General features: G+C 71.2%; 17 protein-coding genes. 11 read left to right on the top strand and 6 right to left on the bottom strand.

Annotation, left to right across the window (positions count from 1 at the left end):
• Position 1: 1 nt before the first annotated feature.
• Positions 2-1,585, top strand: coding sequence for an ABC transporter substrate-binding protein (locus tag ACTIFU_RS00630; RefSeq protein WP_439576337.1), 1,584 nt, complete (start codon positions 2-4; stop codon positions 1,583-1,585).
• Between the two features lie 181 nt (positions 1,586-1,766).
• Here the strand turns inward: ACTIFU_RS00630 and ACTIFU_RS00625 are convergent, their stop codons facing one another.
• The 6 genes from ACTIFU_RS00625 to ACTIFU_RS00600 all read right to left on the bottom strand — a co-directional run bounded on the left by ACTIFU_RS00625 (position 1,767) and on the right by ACTIFU_RS00600 (position 8,819).
• Entirely contained in the window at positions 1,767-2,438 is a 672-nt protein-coding gene (locus tag ACTIFU_RS00625) for a DUF1194 domain-containing protein (RefSeq protein ID WP_439576336.1), read from the bottom strand.
• Complete coding sequence (locus ACTIFU_RS00620) at positions 2,435-3,184, bottom strand: SDR family oxidoreductase (protein ID WP_439576335.1); 750 nt, start codon at positions 3,182-3,184, stop codon at positions 2,435-2,437. Before ACTIFU_RS00620 ends, ACTIFU_RS00625 begins: the two co-directional genes overlap by 4 nt.
• A 75-nt stretch (positions 3,185-3,259) precedes the next feature.
• Positions 3,260-4,381 carry a flagellin gene (locus ACTIFU_RS00615; protein WP_439576334.1) on the bottom strand — a complete coding sequence of 374 codons (1,122 nt, stop codon included), beginning with the start codon at positions 4,379-4,381 and terminating at the stop codon, positions 3,260-3,262.
• Positions 4,382-4,396: 15 nt separating this feature from the next.
• Positions 4,397-5,980 (bottom strand): flagellar hook-associated protein FlgK, encoded by a 1,584-nt coding sequence (locus tag ACTIFU_RS00610; RefSeq protein WP_439576333.1) that lies wholly within the window; start codon positions 5,978-5,980, stop codon positions 4,397-4,399.
• Between the two features lie 26 nt (positions 5,981-6,006).
• On the bottom strand, positions 6,007-8,283 hold the full coding sequence (locus ACTIFU_RS00605; RefSeq protein ID WP_439576332.1) for a flagellar hook-basal body complex protein: 2,277 nt from the start codon (positions 8,281-8,283) through the stop codon (positions 6,007-6,009).
• A 170-nt stretch (positions 8,284-8,453) separates the two neighbouring features.
• Entirely contained in the window at positions 8,454-8,819 is a 366-nt protein-coding gene (locus ACTIFU_RS00600; RefSeq protein WP_439576331.1) for a flagellar biosynthesis repressor FlbT, read from the bottom strand.
• A 278-nt stretch (positions 8,820-9,097) separates the two neighbouring features.
• On the opposite strand from ACTIFU_RS00600, the gene ACTIFU_RS00595 reads away from it, so the two are divergent.
• From ACTIFU_RS00595 to ACTIFU_RS00550, 10 genes are all read left to right on the top strand, one after another.
• A complete protein-coding gene (locus tag ACTIFU_RS00595; RefSeq protein ID WP_439576330.1) occupies positions 9,098-10,744 on the top strand; it encodes a flagellar hook-length control protein FliK in 1,647 nt (548 codons plus the stop codon).
• Between the two features lie 12 nt (positions 10,745-10,756).
• Positions 10,757-11,422, top strand: coding sequence for a flagellar hook assembly protein FlgD (locus ACTIFU_RS00590; protein WP_439576329.1), 666 nt, complete (start codon positions 10,757-10,759; stop codon positions 11,420-11,422).
• 163 nt (positions 11,423-11,585) lie between these two features.
• Complete coding sequence (gene fliF, locus ACTIFU_RS00585; protein ID WP_439576328.1) at positions 11,586-13,250, top strand: flagellar basal-body MS-ring/collar protein FliF; 1,665 nt, start codon at positions 11,586-11,588, stop codon at positions 13,248-13,250.
• 3 nt (positions 13,251-13,253) lie between these two features.
• The gene (gene fliG / locus ACTIFU_RS00580; RefSeq protein WP_439576327.1) at positions 13,254-14,270 is read left to right on the top strand and encodes a flagellar motor switch protein FliG; all 1,017 of its coding nucleotides are present in this window, start codon (positions 13,254-13,256) and stop codon (positions 14,268-14,270) included.
• A gap of 1 nt (position 14,271) precedes the next feature.
• On the top strand, positions 14,272-15,012 hold the full coding sequence (locus tag ACTIFU_RS00575) for a hypothetical protein (RefSeq protein ID WP_439576326.1): 741 nt from the start codon (positions 14,272-14,274) through the stop codon (positions 15,010-15,012).
• Positions 15,012-15,350, top strand: a complete 339-nt coding sequence (fliN, locus tag ACTIFU_RS00570) for a flagellar motor switch protein FliN (protein ID WP_439576325.1) — start codon at positions 15,012-15,014, stop codon at positions 15,348-15,350. Before ACTIFU_RS00575 ends, fliN begins: the two co-directional genes overlap by 1 nt.
• Positions 15,351-15,385: 35 nt before the next feature.
• Positions 15,386-16,759 (top strand): sigma-54 interaction domain-containing protein, encoded by a 1,374-nt coding sequence (locus ACTIFU_RS00565; protein WP_439576324.1) that lies wholly within the window; start codon positions 15,386-15,388, stop codon positions 16,757-16,759.
• A 7-nt stretch (positions 16,760-16,766) separates the two neighbouring features.
• A complete protein-coding gene (flhA, locus tag ACTIFU_RS00560; protein ID WP_439576323.1) occupies positions 16,767-18,872 on the top strand; it encodes a flagellar biosynthesis protein FlhA in 2,106 nt (701 codons plus the stop codon).
• A 3-nt stretch (positions 18,873-18,875) separates the two neighbouring features.
• The gene (locus tag ACTIFU_RS00555) at positions 18,876-19,814 is read left to right on the top strand and encodes a hypothetical protein (RefSeq protein WP_439576322.1); all 939 of its coding nucleotides are present in this window, start codon (positions 18,876-18,878) and stop codon (positions 19,812-19,814) included.
• On the top strand, positions 19,811-20,149 hold a 339-nt coding region (locus tag ACTIFU_RS00550; protein ID WP_439576321.1), incomplete at its 3' end, for a nucleotide-binding protein. The genes ACTIFU_RS00555 and ACTIFU_RS00550, both read left to right, overlap by 4 nt.

The raw sequence follows: 20,149 nt of genomic DNA, 5'->3' as shown, positions 1-20,149 counted from the left end.
GATGTCGTCCTGGCCCACCCGTCTGCTGGCCGCGGCGCTCGCGGCATCGCTCGCCGCACCGTCCGTTGCGCAGCCCGCACCGCAGTCCACGCTCAGGATCGTCCTGATCAACGATCTCGCCAGCCTCGACCCGGTGGTCTCGACGGCGGCCTTCGTGCGCAACCACGGCTTCATGGTCTATGATCAGCTCTTCGCGCTCGACAGCAAGGGCGAGGCGAAGCCGCAGATGGTGGATCGTCACGAGGCGTCCGCCGATGGGATGACGCATCGCTTCACCCTGCGCGAGGGTCTCGCCTTCCATGACGGCCAGCCTGTACGCGCGGCCGATGCGGTCGCCTCGATCCGGCGCTGGAGCCAGCGCGACGTGGTCGGCCGTGCGCTCGCCGCCGCGACCGCGGCGATGGAGGTCGTTGACGACCGGACCTTCACGATCCGCCTCAACCGCCCCTTCGCCCTCGTGACGGAGGCGCTCGCTCGCCCCACCGCCAGCGCCCTGTTCATCATGCCCGAGCGCGTCGCCTCGACCCCCGCGACGACCGGGATCACCGACGCGACGGGCTCGGGGCCCTTCATCTTCAAGGCCGACGAGTGGCAGGCCGGGCAGCGGGCGGTCTATGTGCGCAACCCCGCCTATCGCCCGCGCGCGGAGGAGCCGGACGGGCTCGCCGGCGGCAAGGTCGCGAAGCTCGAACGGATCGAGTGGCTGTCGATGCCCGACGCGGCGACCGCAGCCGCCGCGCTGCAGACCGGCGAGATCGACTTCATCGAGCAGCCCTCACCGGATCTCGTCCCGGTTCTGGAGCGCAACCGTAACATCCGCCTGTTCGCGCTCAACCCGGTCGGGTTCATGGTGTGGCTGCGCATCAACCACCTCCATCCGCCATTCAACGACCCGCGCGCACGGATCGCGCTGTTGCACCTGATCAACCAGCAGGACGTGCTGAACGCGGTCGGCGTCCGCCCCTCCGAGCAGGTGCCCTACTGTCCCGCCTACTTCTTCTGCAACTCGCCGCTGGAGAGCCACGCCGGTGCGGTGGGATTGCGCGAGCCGGATATCGAGAAGGCGCGCGCGCTCCTGCGCGAGGCCGGCCATGACGGGCGCCGCATCGTCTTCATGAACGCGGCCGACAGCCCGATCAACAACGCCGCCACGCTCACCATGGCCGAGGCGTTCGGCAAGGCCGGGCTCGCGATGGACGTGCCGACGATGGACTGGGCCACCCTGACGCAGCGGCGCAACCGGCGCGAGGCGCCCGACCAGGGCGGGTGGAACCTGTTCGTCACGGTCGCCAACGTGCTCGACGGGCAGAACCCGCTGACCAACCTCTACCTCGCCAGCCCCTGCGAGGGCGGGCTCACCGGTTGGCCGTGCGATCAGCGGCTAGAGGAGCTGCGCCGGTCGTGGTGGGAGGAGCGCGACCCGGCCAAGCGCCGCGCGATCCTCGATGCCGTGCACGTGCGCGCCTACGAGGTGCTGCCCTACATCAATGCCGGCCAGTTCCGCACGCTCGCCGCGCACCGGACCAACGTGCACGGGTTGCGCCAGACCACGATCCCGGTGTTCTGGGGCGTCGAGAAGCGATAGGCCGCGCTCAGGAGCCACGCGCCGCGTTCACCACGCGGACCCCGCGCGGCAGTTGCGCGAGTGTTGCCGCGTTGGAGGCGGCGAGCAGGCAGACCAGGATCTCGGGGCCGACCGGCCAAGATCGCGCGCCATTCCGGCAGGGCGGGCTCGCCGCCCGTCTTCACCAGCAATCGCGGCGATGTCATGCGATTTCGCGAATCAGCTTTCGGCGCAGCGCGTTGACGAACTCGGTGCGGCCCTCGGCGGTCTCAACGAACGCGCCCGGGCCGCCGATCACCTCGCGCGCGTAGGAGCCGGTCAGGCTGCGCATGGCGGGGCGCAGGATGATCGCCAGCGCATTGATGGTGATGCCCTTGGCGACCGCCGCGTCGCGCGCCTCGGGCGCGGGTGTGAGGCTCCGCCGGTCCGGACCGTCACCCGAGACATCGATGATGCGCCGTGTGGCCTCGCAGGGGCAGGCATCGAGCAGCGCCACCGAATGCACGATCGCATCACCGACCGCGTTCCAGGACTGCACCGAGCGCGGCGCGCGCACGACCGCGCTGCCGAAGATTTCCACCCCCTCGGCGTCGCCGACCACCGTCCAGGGCACCATCGTCGCCGCCCCGCCGGGCGAGCCCCACTCGACATAGGCGAAGGCGGTGCGCCCGAGCGGCTGCGAGCGGATCGCCTCGAGCACGCGGCCGTCCGCCACCGCCTTGGCGATCCCCTCCTTCTGGAGCCGAAGCTCGTCCTCATCGATCGAGCCGGACGCGTCCGCCGCCAGCACCAGCGCGACATCCACGGGCTCACGCGCGCGCGCCGGTGCCGCCAGCAGCGACAGCCCGCCGGCGACGAGCGCGCGTCGCCTCATCCCCGCCCCACGAACGGCATCTTGGTCGCCATGATGGTCATGGTCAGGATGTTCGTCTCGAGCGGCAAGCCCGCCATGTGCACGATCGCGTCACCGACGTGATCGACGTTCATGGTCGGCTCGACCTCGACCCGCCCATCCGCCTGCTTCACGCCGCGCTGCATGCGCTGCGTCATCGGGGTCGCTGCGTTGCCGATGTCGACCTGGCCGCAGGCGATGTCGTATTTGCGACCGTCCAGTGCGATGGTCTTGGTGAGCCCCGTGATCGCGTGCTTGGTCGCGGTGTAGGGCGCGCTGTCGGGGCGCGGCGTGTGCGCGCTGATCGAGCCGTTGTTGATGATCCGACCGCCCCGCGGGGTCTGGTCCTTCATCATCCGGAACGCGGCCTGGGCACACAGGAACGAACCCGTCAGGTTGACCGCGACGACCGCGTTCCACTGCTCCGCCGCGAGGTCCTCGAACGGCGTGCCGGGCACGTTTGTGCCGGCGTTGTTGAACAGCAGATCGAGCCGGCCGAACGACGCCTTCGCCGCGGCGAACAGGGCAGCGACCGAGGCCGGGTCGGCGACGTCGGTCGGCACGGCGAGGGTGCGCGCGCCCGACGGTGCCATCCCGGCGGTCTCCTCCAGTGCATCCCTGCGCCGTCCGGCCAGCACCACGGCCCAGCCGGCGCGCGCGAGCGCGAGGGCGGCCGCCCGGCCCACGCCCGAGCCCGCACCAGTGACGATCGCGATCCTGTCGGCCATCCGTTCCCCCTCTCGTGGTTCGAGGGCATTGTGTCGGCAGATCGCCGTCCAGGGAAGCCGCCTCCGTGCTGCGGATCAGACGTAGCGCGCGAGGTTCATGTCGCGCAGCCCGCCGATCAGCCGGTAGGACATCTCGAGCTGCACCTGCAGGAGCTGCAGCCGCGCCGACACCTCGGCAATGTCGACATCCTCGACTCTCGAGATCTGCGCCTTCAGCACGACCTGGAAGTCAGCATGCGCCTCCTTCGTGCGGGCGAGGCGCTGTTCCGCCACCCCGATCGCGGCGCGCTCGTCCTCCAGCGTCCCGCCGGCCGATTGCAGGCTGCCGGCGATCTGCTGCATCAGCGTACCGAACTCGGGCTCGGCGGCCTGCGCCTGGGTCAGGCTCCCAAGCATCGCGAGCCCGCGCATCAGGTCGCGCATGAAGCTGCCGGTGGTCGGCGGATTGACCGCCGACTGCGCCACGCCGTTCTGGTTCGCACGCAGGCCGTAGACGATCCGCGTGCCGTCCTCGGCCAGCAGGCTGGTGCGCGGCTCGCCGAGGCCGCCCGCGGGTGCGACCGTGGACAGGAAATCGGAGAAGGGCGTGGTGCCCGGGACGTCCGAGGCCGCGATCGCAAGCGTATCGGCCATCACCTGCGCCGCACTGCGCGGCACGTCCGGCGTGAACGGATCACCGTCGTCGTCCCAGGGCACGCCGAGTTGCTGGGTGGCCGCCTGGATCTGGGTGAAGAACCCCGTCTGCAGGATGGCAGAGGCGTTCGGCACTGGCGGATTGGCGCTGTCTGAGCCACCGAACACGTAGGCATCGCCGGCGCGCACGTTCAGCAGGCCGGCGATCTCCTGCAACGCTCCTCGTGCCTCCTGCGCGACCACATCGACCGCGGTCGTGCCGAGGGTGATCAGCGACAGGGCGCGCTTCGCCATGTCGGAGGTGAGCTCGCCGATCCTCGAGAGTGTGGATTGCGTCACCGTGACGCGTGCCTCGGCCGTCTCGATCGCGTGGGAGTAGGTGACGCGACGGGCGACCTCGGCGCGCAGGTCGATCGACATCCGCGCCTGCGGCGCCAGCCCGCCGAAGGTCTCGGCCTTGAGGCCCGTGGACGCCTGGCGCACCAGCCCGTCCATCCGGTCGCGCGTGGTCAGCGCGCCGGCGAGCAGTCGCCCGATCGTGCCGTAGGAGGAATTGACCTGCATCGTCGTTCTCCTGGACTACCGGACCGCGGCCAGCAGCGCGTCCCACATCGCCTGCGAGGTGGTGATCACGCGCGCATTGGCGGCGTAGGCGTTCTGGAGCTGGATCAGCAGTGCCATCTCCTTGTCGAGGTTCACGCCGACCGCATCGGCGTACCGGTTCGCCAGCAGGTTGCGCGTGCTGCTGAGGCTCTCCACCGAGGCCTTGGCAGCGGCGTACTCCGCGGTCTGCGCCGAGACGAGGCTCGCCGCATAGTCCGCGAGCGTGCCGGTCGAGGCGATCGGCGAGGCGAGGTCGCCGCGCGGACCGAGCCCGGTGGTCAGCAGCGGCGGATCGTGCGGCCGACCGATGCCGAGCTGTGGGCCGAAGGTGAAGTCGAGGATGCGGTTGACCAGCCCGTCGAACGAGGCCGGGCCCCCGGCCGGGTTCGGCGTGAACGGATCGCCGTAGGGCGCCTGCACCTCGCGCGTCGCCGGCCAGGGCGGCAGCCCGCCCGGCACGGCGTGGGTACCGTCGCGCACCAGGCTCGGGGCCTCCACCACCGCGGCAAAGACGCGGATCTCGGCGGCGAACCCGACATAGCCCTTCTGGCCGGCGCCCACTTGCTCCTGCGGCACGTTGCCGCTCGCGTCGGTGAACAGCCGGAGCCCCTGCTGGTCGAACCGGCGCGCGAGCTTGTGGGCGAACTCGTCGAGCTCGGCTTGCAAGCGCGGCAAGGTCTCGTCGCGCAGCGCGATCAGCGCGCCAAGCTCGCCGCCGAGCTGTCCGCGCGTCAGGTCGACCGGATTGGCCGGGTCGGCGGCGTCCAGCAGCAGCACCGGCGGCACCGTGCCGCCGCCCGGCTGGTAGAACGACTGCGGCGCAAGCGACGCGCCGCTGACGGCCAGCGCGCCATCGCGCAGCGGAACGGTCTGACCCCCTTTCGTGAAGGCGGTCATCTCGCCCTTCTCGGTCAGCACGACCCTGAGGTCCATGAGACCGGCAAGCCGGCCGATCACCATGTCCCGCTTGTCTTCGAGTTCGGCGGTGCTCTGCCCCTCGGCCTTGAGGCGGACGATCTCGCGGGTGATGCTTCCTGCCTCGCCAAGCAGACGGTTCACCTCGGCCACGCCATTGACCAGCATCTGCTGGGATCGGTTGCGCGCATCCGTGACCGCGCCGGACAGCATGTTCAGTTTGTTCGCGAGCGAGGCTGCGGCATCGACCACCTCGACCTGAAGGCTGGTCGAGGAGGGCTGGGCGGCAAGCGCGATGAACCCGTCGCGCACGCGCCCGGTCAGGCCGGCGAGACTGTCGCCGTTCTCGGGCCTTCCGTGCAACGCCTCGAGCGGCTCGAGGATCGCGGTGCGCACCTGCGCGGCGGCAACACCCGCTTCGCGCTGCCAGATCGCGCGTTGCAGCGCGGCCTCGCTCGCGCGTTGCACCGGCTGTGTGGCGACACCGATGCCCTTGCCCGCCGCGACCACGCTCGTGGTCGGCAGTTTCTTGGCGGTATAGCCCTCGACCTCGGCATTGGCGATGTTGTTCGAGACGACGCGGAGCTGCTGGTTGATCGCCCGCAGCCCCGAGACCGAGATGCCGAGTGCGGCGTCCAGCCCCATCGCGTCCTCCGTCTAGCCCGCCGGGCTCAGCGCTTCATGTTCAGCGTGTCGAGCAGCATCTCGTCGGACGCCGTGACGATGCGCGTGTTCGCGGTGTAGGCGCGCTGCGCGACGATCAGCTTCGAGAACTCCGCCGCCATGTCGACATTGGAGCGCTCGATCGACCCGACGACCAGCTTGCCCGCACCGTCGCGCGCCGGGTCGAGCACCCTCGCCTCGCCCGACTCGACCGTGCGCATGAAGGCCTGGCCGTCGATGCGCTCGAGCTTGTCCGCCTCGTTGAAGGTGACGACCGGCACGCGCGCGATCACGCGGCTCTGGCCGTTGTCGTAGTTGATCACCACGTCGCCGGTCTCGTTCAGCGCGAGCGAGGAGAAGCTGCCCTGTGGCACGCCGTTCTGGGCGAGGCTGCGCAGCGCGTAGTCGGAGCCGGCGAACTGGGTCACGCCGTCGGCGAGACCGAACGAGCCGAGGAAGATCCGCACCGATTGCGGGCCCTGGCCGTAGTTCACCAACACGTCCACGTAGGCCGGGTCGCCGGTGAGCTGGTTGGCCGGCACGGTCGCGGTGCCGCCGGCCACGTTCGCACCCGAGATCGCGGTGACGGTGCCGGCGCGCAGCGGATCCCCCCCGCCACCGAAGCTCACCTGGATGTGCGGCGGGATGTTGCCGTTGGTGGTGCGCGTGCCGGCGGTGGCGGCCGTCAGGGTCGGTGTCACATCGACGTCGAGCGGCGATCCCGCCGCGGTGGTCAGGCTGAGCTGGTTGCCGCCAACCGGCGTGACGGTGATGCCCGGCAGCACGGGGATCGCGGCGACCAGGCCGTCGCGCACGTCGGTCGCGGTATCGCCGGCAAGCGCAGTGTAGGTGTAGTCCGCGCCGTTCACGGTGACCGTGAAGACCTCGCCTCCGGCGAACGGACCGCCTGGCACGGTGACGTCGCTCTGTCCGCCATCGACCGTCCAGGACGGGATCGGCACGCCATTCTTGGCCTTGAGCGTCAGGATGCCGCCCTGCACGCTGGCGAGCGCGGGGCTGTCCGGATCGGCGTTGATCTGCGCGGCCAGCGCATTGGCGATCGCGTTGATCGAGCCCTCCTCGCCGGTGGTGGTGTAGGTCCAGGACTTGTCGGTCGGGAACCCGCCGGTGATGCCGGAGAGCGAGACCGTGAAGCTGTCGCCCACCTCGCCAACCGTGCCGGTGAGCACGAAGCTGTCGGTCTGGTAGGCGGGCGCGACGTTCGCGACCGGGTTCGACAGCGTCAGGCTGCTCGATGTGGTGACGCTGTAGGGCGTGCCCGCGTTCACGGCACGCAGCTGGAAGGTGTCGTCGTTGACCACGACCGCGGTGACACCGAGCGTCGCGCTGTCGGTGTTGATGCGGCTGACGAGCTGGTTGCGCACCGCCTGCTGCGACCCGGGGAAGCCGAGCCCCGCTTCGGCCGCGGTCGCCGTGTAGCTGACGACGATGCCGTTGATCGTGGTGCTGTAGACTTGGCCGGCGACGATCACGCCCGGCAGGGTGACGTCGTCGGTCTGGCGCACCGGCTGCACCGTGGCATTGACGTTGAAGGCGTTCATCTGCTGGTCGTTGAAGCCGGGGATCGTTCCAGCGCCGCCGACGGGATCCAAGCTCGAGCCCGGCGCGATCACATCCATGCGCCAGTTGTCGGAGCCCGCCTTGGTCCACTGGACCGAAAGCGTGCGCTGCTCGCCGAGCGCATCGTAGATGCCGACCATGGAGGTGAAGGTTGTCTGACCCTCCGGCGGATTGGCAGGCAGGTTGGCCGCGAGCACGACCTCGCTGGTCGCGACCGGGTTCGACACCAGCTGGCTGACGCGGATCGGCTGCACGCCCGACCGGTCGATCTGACGCGTGGCCGTGTCGACGCCCCAGCCCTGCAGGAAGTACCCGGCGCTGTTCACCAGGTAGCCGTTGCGGTCGAGCGAGAAGTCACCCGCGCGGGTGTAGAACTGGCGCTGGTCGAAGGTGGGCTGACCGTTCACCTCGCCGTTCTGCGCCGCGACGGTGAAGAAGCCCTGGCCGGCGATCGCGAGCGCGGTGCGGTTCTCGGTCTGCTCGATCGTGCCCTGCAGGTTGTGGGTGTAGTCGGGACGCGCCACCACGCTGCCCGGTGCGTGGATGCGCTGGGTCGAGTTCGTCACGTAGCTGACGAAGTTGGTGTCGATGCGCTTGAAGCCGATGGTCTGGCTGTTGGCGACGTTGTCCGAGATATGGCCCAGCGCACGCGACTGCGCGGTCAGGCCGCCGATCGCCGTGGTCATCGCTCCGAACAGGGACATGGGTGCCTCGCTATGGTGGCGGAGTTGGTCGCGATATCCTCAGCAGGTGCCGTGCCAACCGGCTGTTCGGCGGAAAACCCGGGTCCTTACGCTGGTCGTCGGGAACCGGAGGAATGCCCCGCTGTGCCGGTTCAGACCCACCCGGCAAGGCCTGCCGGGCAGACGGCACCTCAACCGCGCGCGGGGAACAGGGAAGCCGCGCACCGCATCGCCTGGTAGGCGCGGCCCTGCGCAAGCAGCGCCTCGATGGCGTCGAGCTCGGTCGCGGCGTCAGGCCGGGCGACACGCAGCGCGGCCAGCGCGCTCACCATGTCGGTCATGCCGGGCGGATGCGCGCGTCCGAGGTAGTGGCACTGGATCGCATAGTAGAGCGCGCGTTCCGGGCCATCGACGTCGCCCTCGCGCAGCATGTCGCGGCCGCGCAGGAACTGCGCCTGGCTGTGCAGGAAGATCGTCGCGGTGCGTTCGCCTGCGCCGATCACCGCGCCATTCACGACCACCGTCTCGCCGGGTCGCAGCACAACCTTCAGTGGCATTCTGCCGCTCCTGTTCCGTCCGTGCCCTGACCGGCGCGGGATCATCCTGGGCAGCGTCCAGCAACCTCCGTGCCGGACGCCGGCTTCTGGCGAGGCCGAGGGTCCGCCGGCAAGTTCCGCGTTCGCCCGGCAGAACCGGCCCCTCCATGGCGCGCTCGATGCCGGGTGCCAGGCAGACCCTGCCGGGCACCCGTCGTTCCGGGGCCGCGGCCGCCCATGGCCGGGCCGCGCTTCGCCTCGACGCAGCGACCTGGCCCGGGACTTGCGGGGAGGACGGCATGCTGTCGATCGTGCCCCCCCCGGCCCTGCCCTTCGTCCTGGCCGACGGCGCGGAGCCGGCCCTGCTGGCCGGGGTCGGCTCCGAGGGCGCGGGCTTCGCGACCGAGCTCGCGCTCGCCGTCCGTGGCTTCGCGCCGCCGGCCCCTGCCCGAGCCGGGCTGAGCCCCGTGCCCGAGCCGCCGGTCCGGCTCGCGCTCGCGCCGCTGGCGACCGGCGACGCCCTGATCGAGACGGTGACGCTCGATCCGGACCCCGAGACGACCGAGGCTGGGACCGATCCGGAACCCGTCCGTACGGCCCCGCCCAGGCCGTCGCAGGGCGAGCAGACGACACCGTCCGCGCGGCCGGGCCGCGAGACCGCAGCGCCCGGACCGGCGAACCCCGACCCTCCAGTCCATCAGGTGGAGCCGCCTCGGTCGGAGCCGGTCGCCCTGGAGGCGTTCGCCGGGACGCCGGAGCCTCCCGAAGCACGCATGCGCCAGGGCGACGACCAGGCGCCGACTGAGCCGCGTCGGCCTCGCACCGCGATGCCGTCGGCGGCGCTGCCGCGCGACCCGGTTGCCCAGCCTCCGCCTGCCGATCACCCCACCGCCGACCTGACGGTTCCTGCCCCCGCCGCTGTCAACGAGCCGGCCGAAGGGCCACACGAGGTCTCGGATCGCCTCGCCGACCCGCGAGGCGATACAGCCCCGGCCCCTGCGGAGGCGGCGGTCGCCGCGCTCGCCGAAGGCCCTGGGCCGGAGGAGCCCGCACCGAGCAACCCCACGGAGCTCTCGTCCGCGCCCGCCGAGGCACCCGCCCCTGAGGCACTCGCTGTGGCGATCGCTTTGGATCCGGCCACCCGGCCGACCGCGGCTCGCCCGCAGAGCCGGGGCGCCGCTGGGCCGGTGCCCGAGGGCCTCGCCGCGCACACCCTGACACCGGTGGCGCGCGGCTCGACTCAGGCCGACCCGACGCCAGCCGGCCGAGCCACGCCGCCCGAGCCGACGGACGTGGCCGATCCGCGGCCATTGGCGCGCGACCGCGCCGGCGCCGATCCTGTCCCGGCCGACCGGCCTGCGTCGACCGACGCGCCCGACCCGGCGAACGGCCGTGCCGCCGAGCCGTCCGAGCCGTCGCCCCCGCGTGCCGAGCCCGTGCCGCGGACGATGGTCCAGCCCACGCCCTTGGAGGCGCCGTCGGCACTCCAGCCGGCCGAACGCGCAAGCCCCGTCAGCGCCGCCCCGGCATCGCCCCGCGTGGTCCCGGCACCGCCCGCGCAGCAGATCGCGCCGGTGCTGATCACGCTGGCCGCCGCCGCCCACGGAATGCCTGATCGCCTGACCCTGACCCTCGATCCGCAGGAACTCGGCTGGATCGAGGTCGAAGTGACGCGCGAGGGCGAGCGCCGGGTCGCGATCGCCGTGCTCGCCGAACGTCCCGAGACACTGCACCTGCTGATGCGCGATGCCGCGGTCCTCGACCGCGCGCTCGCCCAGGCCGGCGTCGGCGCAGAGGGCCGCAGCCTTGCCTTCGATCTCGGCGGCGGCTCGGACGGCCGCCGGCAACGCGGCGGCAACCCCGGCGCGCCAGATGCCGCCCAGACGCCGCACTCCGAGGCCGCGCGGCCGCGCGACCCGCTCAGCCTGCTCGACATCGCCATCTAGAGGGCCCGACCGATGACCGACGTCTCCGCCACCACCCTCACCGCTGCGCAGCGCCAGCAATCCGCGCTGGCCTCGCGCAACCAGATCGCGTCGAACTTCCAGGACTTCCTGAAGCTGCTGACCACCCAGCTGCAGCACCAGGACCCGACGGCGCCGCTGGACACCAACCAGTTCACCCAGCAGCTCGTCCAGTTCGCCCAGGTCGAGCAGCAGCTCGCCACCAACAGCCACCTGGAGCGGCTGATCAACGTCCAGGAGACCACCCAGCTGACGGCGCTCACGCCGCTGATCGGGCGCACGGTGGAGGCCGACAGCAACAAGGTTGCGCTGCAATGGGGCGAGGCGCGCGGCGCCTACAGTCTCCGCGCCGATGCCACCTCCGTCACGATCACGATCCGTGACGCCACCGGCCGCGTGGTCGCCCAGGGACCCGGCGAGACCCGCGCGGGACGCCAGGAGTTCGCCTGGGACGGCGTCACCGGCAATGGCCAGCGCTGGCCGGACGGCGCCTACACCGTCACGGTCCAGGCGCAGTATGGCGGCTCGCTCGAGACCGTGCCCACCACCGTGATCGGCCGCATCACCGGCGCCGAACGCTCGGGCGGGGGGCTGATGCTGTCGATGGGCACGCTGCAGATCGACACCGCCGCGATCCGGGCGGTCACGCCCGACCGCTGAGCCCGGCCAAACTCTGCCGATCGGCAAATTCTGCCCGGTGTTAACGGGCGCGTAAGTCCTTTCCGTCACGCTCCCGCATGGCAGAACGCCCGCCCGGCACGCGGGCGTACGGGAGGCCTCGGTCGCGACCCGGCGGCGGGGGCCTTCAGGAAAGGGTGAGATCGTGAACGCGCTGCTTGCTGGGCTGAAGACGCTAGGGCCGGTTCGCCTCGCCGCACTCGGCGCGGTCGGCATCGCGGTGATGGGCGTGATCGTGTTCCTCGCCGCGCGCGCCGGCCAGCCGCCGATGGCGCTGCTCTACGGCGAGCTCGAGCAGCGCGATGCCGCCCAGGTCGTCGCCACGCTCGAGCGCCAGCGGATCCCCTACCGGCTCGGGGCCAACGGCTCGCAGGTGCTGGTGCCGACCGACCAGGTGCCCCGCGTCCGGCTTTCGCTCGCCGCCGAGGGCCTGCCCGCGGGCGGTTCCGTCGGCTACGAGATCTTCGATCGCGCCGACGGCCTGACCGCGAGCTCGTTCCAGCAGGGCATCAACCACCTGCGCGCGCTCGAGGGCGAGCTCGCGCGCACGATCCGCTCGCTGCATGGCGTACGGGGCGCGCGGGTGCACCTGGTGCTGCCACGGCGCGATCCGTTCTCGCGCCGCGAGGGCGAGGCGCAGGCCTCGATCGTGCTGACCATGGCGGGGGTGCAGCGGCTCGACCGCGAGCAGGTGCAGGCGATCGTGCATCTCGCCGCGGCCGCCGTGCCGGGACTGAAGCCGCAGAACATCTCGGTGATCGACAATCGCGGCTCCCTGCTCGCGCGCTCCGGCCAGGCGGTCGGAGGCATGGGCCTTGCCATGAACACCGATGAGATGCGCCGTGCGCACGAGCTGCGCCTCTCGCGCGGGGTCGAGGAGATGCTCGAACGCACCCTCGGTGTCGGCCGCGTGCGCGCGGAGGTCTCCGTCGAGATGGACTTCGACCGCGTTACCGAGAACCGCGAAAGCTTCGATCCGGATCAGCAGGTGCCGCGCTCGGTGCAGACCGTGACCGAGGAGAGCCGCACCACCGAGCGGAACGAGAACGTCACGGTCGGCAACAACCTGCCGAACCCGCAGCCGCAGCAGAACCAGGCCGGCACGCAGGAGAGCCGTACCGAGGAGACGACCAACTACGAGATCGGCCGAGTGACGCGCCAGATCGTGCGCGACACGCCGATGCTGCGCCGCCTCTCGGTCGCGGTGCTGGTCGACCATGCGCCTGCCGCTCTGGGCGCCGAGCCGCAGGCGCGCAGCACGGAGGAACTGGATCGGATCGCCGCCCTGGTGCGGACCGCGGTCGGCTTCGACGAGAGCCGGGGTGATCGCGTCGAGGTGGTGAACCTGCGGTTTGCCGATGCGTTGACAGCAGCGGCCGAGGAGGACTCGCTGTTCGGCCTGCCCATTGGCCGCGCCGAGATCGTGCGCGTGGTCGAGACCGTGGTGTTCGGCATCGTCGCCCTGCTCGCGCTGCTGCTGGTCGCCCGCCCGCTCGCCGGCCGCGCGCTCGAACGCATCGGGCAGGCCGAGGCGACAGCGGCCGCAACGCTCGGCGCACCCCAGGAGGGGGTTGCGGCCCTGCCGGCGCCTGACGGCATGCCAGCGCTCACCGACGCCACGCCGGGCATTCCTGCCCTCGGTTCCCCGGGCACAGCGCAGGCGTTCGGCAGTCGCGACAGCCTGATCAACATTGCCCAGATCGAAGGCCAGATGCGCGCATCCTCGATCCGGCGCGTCGCCGAGCTCGCCGAGAAGCACCCCGATGAGGCGGTGTCGGTCGTGCGCGGCTGGATGGCGCAGGAGGGCTGAGCGATGGCGCGCGCGAAGGAAGACTATCGCAGCCTGAGCGGGCCGCAGAAGGCGGCCGTGCTGATGATGGCGCTCGGCGAGGAAAGCGCTGCCAAGCTGTTCGCGCTGATGCACGAGGACGAAATCAAGGAGGTGTCCTCGGCGATGGCGACCCTCGGCCCGGTCTCGTCCTCGATCGTGGAGCGGCTCTGCCACGAGTTCGCGAGCCAGATGAGCGCTGCCGGCAACCTCATCGGCAGCTTCGAGAGCACCGAGCGTCTGCTCGCCAAGACCCTGCCGAAGGAGCGGGTCAGCCAGATCATGGAGGAGATCCGCGGCCCCGCCGGTCGGACCATGTGGGACAAGCTCGGCAACGTGAACGAGGCCGTGCTCGCGAACTACCTCAAGAACGAATACCCGCAGACGGTCGCGCTGGTGCTCTCGCGCGTGCGTGCCGATCATGCCGCGAAGGTGCTCCAGCTCCTGCCCGAGGCCTTCGCGATGGAAGTCGTGATGCGCATGCTTCGGATGGAGAGCGTGCAGAAGGACGTGCTCGAAGGCGTCGAGCGCACGCTGCGCTCCGAGTTCATGTCCAACCTGGCGCGCACCCAGCGCCGCGACGCGCACGAGATCATGGCCGACATCTTCAACAACCTCGACCGTGCTGCAGAGGGCCGCTTCCTGACCGCACTCGAGGAGCGCAACCGCGAGGCGGCGGAGCGGATCAAGAGCCTGATGTTCACCTTCGACGACCTCGTCCGCGTCAACGGTGCGGGCATCCAGATCCTGCTGCGCGCGGTCGAGAAGGAGAAGCTGGCACTCGCGCTCAAGGGCGGCTCCGACACGATCCGCGAGCTGTTCTTCAAGAACCTCTCGGAACGCGCGGGCAAGATGCTTCGCGAGGACATCGAGGCGCTGGGCCCCGTGCGTCTGAAGGATGTCGAGGAGGCGCAGGCCACGATCGTCGCCACCGCCAAGGACCTCGCCGCCTCCGGCCAGATCCTGCTGTCCGACGGGCGTGAAGAGGAGCTGGTGTACTGACATGGCGGGCCACTCCGTGAACGGCAACGCCCGCGCGGCGCGGCCCGTGCCGCTCTCGGCCCTTGCGGCGCCGCAGCGGCTCTTCGCTGACGAGGCCGCGTCCGCCCGCCGCAAGCTGTTCGGCGAGAGCTTCGATCCCCAGCCACCGGCGCCGCCCGAGCCGGAGATCATTGCGCCGACCTTCGGGCTCGAGGACCTTGAGCTCGCCCGCTCCGAGGCCTTCGCCGAGGGTCGCGCGGCCGGTGTTGCCGCCGCCGCCGCCAGCCAGGCCGCCCGCGAGGCCGCCGCGATCGAGGCGGCGGCGCATGAGCTCGCGGCCGCTGCGGCCGCCGCACGCGCCGCCGCCGAGCGGACCGATGCGCGGATCGCCGAGGCCGTGCTCGCCGCGGTGGTCGCACAGACCGCCGCGCATGCCGCGCGGCTGCTGCCGTCCCAGGCGAGGGACCTCCTTGCGGAGCTGCGCGCCAGTCTCGGCCCCGAGATCGCGCTGACGGTGACAGCCGCTCCGGACGTTGCCGAACGCGTTACTGCCGCCCTGCTGGAGGCGTCCGCACGCGGCGGTATCGATCTGCCGCAGGACGTCGCCGCGGATCCCTCGCTCGATGCTCGCGCCGTGCGCATTGCCTGGAGCTCGGGCGAGGCGCGACTCGATCTCGCTGCGGTCGCCGAGGCGACCAGCCGCATCCTCGCCGAGGCGTTCGGCGCCCCGATCCCGACTTCCGCCGTGCAGGAGAGCGCGTGATGAGCAACGAACCCCCGATGGAGCTGAAGGATCTCGATCCCGCTCCGACCCCGCCCATCGAGGCCGAGCCGCAGCCGATGCGCTCGGTGCGCGATCTCGAGGCGGTCTACGACATCCCCGTGCAGGTGTCGGCCGTGCTCGGCAAGTCGGTGATGCAGGTGAGCCAGCTCCTGAAGCTGGGTCGCGGCGCGGTGGTGGAGCTTGACCGCAAGCTCGGCGAGGCGATCGACATCTACGTCAACAACCGCCTGGTCGCACGCGGCGAGGTGGTGATGGTCGATGACGACCGGCTCGGCGTGACCATGACCGAGATCGTGAAGGCCGATCGCAGCGCCTGACGCTGAGCGGTGCGGAAACAGACGGGAGCGCTGCCATGCGCGTGATGATCGTGGGGTCGATGTCGGCGGAGCTGGGCGAGGCGGCGCGCATCGCCATCTCGCGCGGCGCGAAGATCACGCAGGCCGACGATGTCCAGCCGGCGCTGGCGCAACTGCGCGCCGGACGCGGCTCCGACGTCGTGCTGTGCGACGTGCAGCTCGGCATCGAGGAGCTGATCGCGGCGATGACGGCCGAGCGCATCGCCGCACCCGTGATCGCCTGCGGCACGCGCGCGGATGCCGTGCGTGCGGCGGCTGCGATCCGCGCCGGCGCGCGCGAGTACCTGCCGCTGCCACCTGATGCCGAGCTGATCGCGACCATGCTCGAGACGATCGGCGGCGACGGGCGCGCTCCGGTCGCGGCCGATCCGGTGATGCTCGCCGCACTGCGCCGTGCCGAGCAGGTGGCAGCGTCCGAGGCCTCGGTGCTGATCCGCGGTGAGAGCGGCACCGGCAAGGAGGTGATGGCACGCCACATCCATCGCCGCTCGCGCCGCGCCGCTGGTCCGTTCATCGCCGTGAACTGCGCGGCAATCCCCGAGAACCTGCTCGAGAGCGAGCTGTTCGGCCACGAGAAGGGTGCGTTCTCGGGCGCGATCGCCCGCCGGATCGGCCGGTTCGAGGCGGCGGATGGCGGCACGCTGCTGCTCGACGAGATCACCGAGATGGACGTGCGGCTTCAGGCGAAACTGCTGCGCGCGATCCAGGAGCGCGAGATCGACCGGCTCGGCGGTTCCGAGCCCGTGAAGGTCAACGTGCGCATCCTCGCCACCACCAACCGCGCGCTCGAGGCGGAGGTGCGCAAGGGCACGTTCCGCGAGGACCTCTATTTCCGCCTGAACGTCGTCACGCTGACCGTGCCGGCCCTGCGCGAGCGGCCGCGCGACATCGTTCCGCTCGTCGAGATGTTTGCGCACCGCTATGCCGAGGTGAACGGCGTGCCGTACCGACCGATCTCGGCGGAAGCGATGCGTCTGCTGGAGGTCCAGCCCTGGCGCGGCAATGTGCGCGAGCTCGAGAACACCATCCACCGTGCGGTGCTGCTCGCAAGCGGCGACACGATCGGCCTCGACGCGATTGAGCTATCGGCTGACGAGACGGTCGCACCGGCCCCCACGGCGAGCGGCAACGTGGCGCGGGTCGTTGCCGCCGCGCCCGCCGGCACGCCGACCGGGCTGGTTGGCCGCACGGTCGCGGATGTCGAGCGCGACCTGATCCTCGAGACGCTGACGCACTGCCTCGGCAACCGCACCCATGCCGCGGCGATCCTTGGGATCTCGATCCGCACGCTCCGGAACAAGCTGCGTGAATACACCGCTTCCGGGGTGAAGGTGCCGGCCGCCGGCCTCGCGGACCGCGTGCCGGCCTGAGCTGAGCATGGCGGCAGAGGCAGAGACCGCGGCCGTCCCGGCCGCCGGAGTGGGGCTGCTCGACCGCCTGCGTGATGCGCGTCCGGGGTCGGACGTGCTGATGGCGCTGGGTGTCGGCCTGCTGGTCGTCATCCTGGTCGTACCGCTGCCGACGCTGCTGCTGGATTTCGGCCTCGCCGTCTCGATCACCACCTCGATCCTGATCCTCATGACCTCGGTGCTCATGCTCCGGCCGCTCGATTTCACGTCCTTCCCGACCATCCTGCTGATCACCACGCTGATGCGGCTCGGGCTGAACATCGCCTCGACGCGTCTGATCCTGTCGGCCGGGCATGAGGGGCCACAGGCGGCAGGTCAGGTGATCGCGGCGTTCGGCAGCTTCCTGATGGCCGGCGACGTGGTGATCGGGCTGATCGTGTTCGCGATCCTGGTGTTGGTGAACTTCGTCGTCATCACCAAGGGCTCGGGCCGCATCGCCGAGGTCGCCGCACGGTTCAGCCTCGATGCGATGCCGGGCAAGCAGATGGCGATCGACGCCGATCTCTCCGCCGGGCTGATCGACGAGGCAGGCGCGCGGTCGCGGCGCAAGCAGCTCGAGGAGGAGAGCGCGTTCTTCGGCGCGATGGACGGTGCCGCGAAGTTCGTGCGCGGCGACGCAGTCGCCGGGCTGATCATCACGCTGATCAACATCGTCGGCGGCCTGGCGCTGGGCGTCGGCCGGCAGGGCATGACGCTTGGCGACGCCGCGACCACCTACACGCTGCTGACGATCGGCGACGGGCTCGTGAGCCAGATCCCGGCCCTGCTCGTGTCCACCGCCGCCGGCATCGTCGTCACCAAGGCGGGCGTGGAAGGCAGCGCGGACAAGGCGCTGCTGCGCGAGCTCGCGGGCAGCCCGAAGCCGCTTGCGCTCGCCTCCGGTGCGGCGACGGTGCTCGCGCTGATGCCCGGGCTGCCAATGCTGCCGTTCCTGCTGCTCGCCGGCGCGGCGGGTGCAGGCGCGTGGGCGCGGCACAAGGCGGGCGCGGAGGCCAGCGAGGCGGATGCGCAGCTGGCGGAGGCTCCGGCGCCAGCCGCGGAGGAGGACCCCGCGCAGGCGCTGCGCATCGACGCGATCCGGCTTGAGCTCGGCTACGGCCTGTTGCGACTTGCCACCGGCGAGTCCGGTCAGCGGCTGACCGAGCAGATCCGAGGGCTGCGCCGCAGCCTCGCAGTCGAACTCGGCTACCTGCTTCCGCCGGTGCGCATCCAGGACAACGTGCAGCTGCCGCCCAACGCCTATGTCGTGCGGCTGAAGGAGATCGAGGCCGGTCGCGCCGAGCTTCGCCCCACCATGATGATGGCGATGGACCCGCGCGGCGGACCGATCGGGCTGCCCGGCGAGCGCACCACCGAGCCGGCCTTTGGCCTGCCTGCCGCCTGGATCGAGGAAACACTGCGCGACGAGGCGGCCGCGCGCGGCTACACCGTGGTCGATCCGGCGTCCGTGCTGGTCACGCACCTGACCGAGCTCGTGCGCGATCATCTCGCCGAGCTCCTGTCCTTCGCCGAGACCCAGAAGCTGATCGACGACCTGCCGCGCGAGCATCAGCGCCTGGTCGCCGATCTCACCGGCGCGCAGGTCGGCACCGGCACGATCCAGCGCGTGCTCCAGGCGCTGCTCGCCGAGCGGGTCTCGATCCGCGACCTGCCGACCATCCTGGAAGGCATCCAGGACGCGGCCGGCAGCTCGCGCGGCTTCAACGGCCTGCTCGCGGCCGTGCGCAACCGGCTCGCGCGTCAGATCACGGACAGCCTGATGGGCCCGAACGGCTACGTGCCGCTGGTGACCCTCTCGGCGGAATGGGAGCGCGTCTTCGCCGAATCGATGGTCGGGCCGCCCGAGGATCGCCAGCTCGCGATCCAGCCGACGAAGCTGCAGGAGTTCATGGCCAAGGTGCGTGACGTGTTCGACCGTGCGGCCACCATGGGGGAGCAGCCGGCACTGCTTGTCAGCCCGCATCTGCGCCCGCATCTCCGCGCAATCGTCGAGCGCTTCCGGCCATCGACACCGGTGCTGAGCCAGACCGAGGTGCACGCGCGCGCGCGCATCCGAACGGTGGGGACGATCTGAGCCATGCGGCTTCGCGTCTTCCATGCCCGCACCACCGCCCAGGCGCTGTCGCAGGCGCGCGCCGCGCTCGGTGACGAAGCGCTCATCCTGGCCACCCGCCGTGCCCAGGGCGGGATCGAGGTGACCGCGGCCGCGCCGGTTGCCGACGACCTGAACGATCGGGTCGTGCCGCTCGCGCCACGTCGCGCCGCAACGGACGACGCGATCGTCATCGCGTTGCGCGCCCATGGCGTGCCCGAACGGCGGATCGACGCCCTCGCCTCCACCAGCTCGCTTGCCTCCAGCTTGGCTGAGTTGCTGGGCTTCGCCCCGCTGCCGCTGGGTCCTGGCACGGTGCTGCTCCTCTGTGGCCCAGCCGGCGCAGGCAAGACACTGACGGCGGCGAAGCTCGCAACACGGCTACGCATCGAGGGTGTGGCGCCGGCCGTCATCGCAGCCGACGGCAGGCGCGCGGGCGCGGTGGACCAGCTCGCGGCATATACGCGACTGCTCGGGCTCAATCTCGTGGTGGCGCCAGACATTCCGCGCCTCGCCAAGGCGATCGCGCGCCGTCCGATGGATGCTCCGACACTGGTCGACATGGCCGGGATCGATCCGTTCTGCGACCAGGACGGCACTGAGCTTGCCGCGCTGATCGAGGCCGTCGGCGCAGCTGCCGCCCTGGTGCTGCCCGCGGGCACCGATGCCGCCGAAGCCGAGGATATCGCAAGTGCGATGGCGGCGCGTGGCGTGCGCCATCTGCTGCCGACCCGGCTCGATGTGGCGCGGCGCATCGGTGCCGTCATCGCTGCTGCCGCCGCCGGCGATCTCGCGCTCGCCACGGCCGGCACCGGCCCGGGTGCGACCGACGGGCTCGCACCGCTCGATCCCGCCACACTGGAAGCCTGGCTGCTCGCCCCGCCCGCCACCCGGCGCAGCCTCCGCAAGGACGTCATCGCATGACGGCACCGACCCGCCCGCGCAAGCCGCGACTGATCGCCATTGCCTCCGGCAAGGGCGGCGTCGGCAAGACCTGGTTCGCGATCACGCTCGCCCAGGCGCTCGGCGCGCAGCGCCACCGGGTGCTGCTGGTGGATTGCGATGTCGGGCTGGCGAATGTCGACGTGCAGCTGGGACTTGACCCGGAACGGGACATTGGCGCGCTGCTCAAGGGCTCGGTGCTGGAAGCGTGCGCGATGCCCGTCCCCAGCGCCAGGTTCGACGTCGTCGCAGGCCGCTCCGGGTCCGGCGCACTCGCCGCCGCGGAGCTTGCGGCGGCCGAGCGCATCCTTGACGCC

This window comes from Elioraea sp. (genome assembly GCF_051860475.1).
GTDB lineage: Bacteria > Pseudomonadota > Alphaproteobacteria > Acetobacterales > Acetobacteraceae > Elioraea.
The sequence above is the reverse complement of the archived record's forward strand: the minus strand, read 5'-3'. Positions and strand labels throughout refer to the sequence as shown.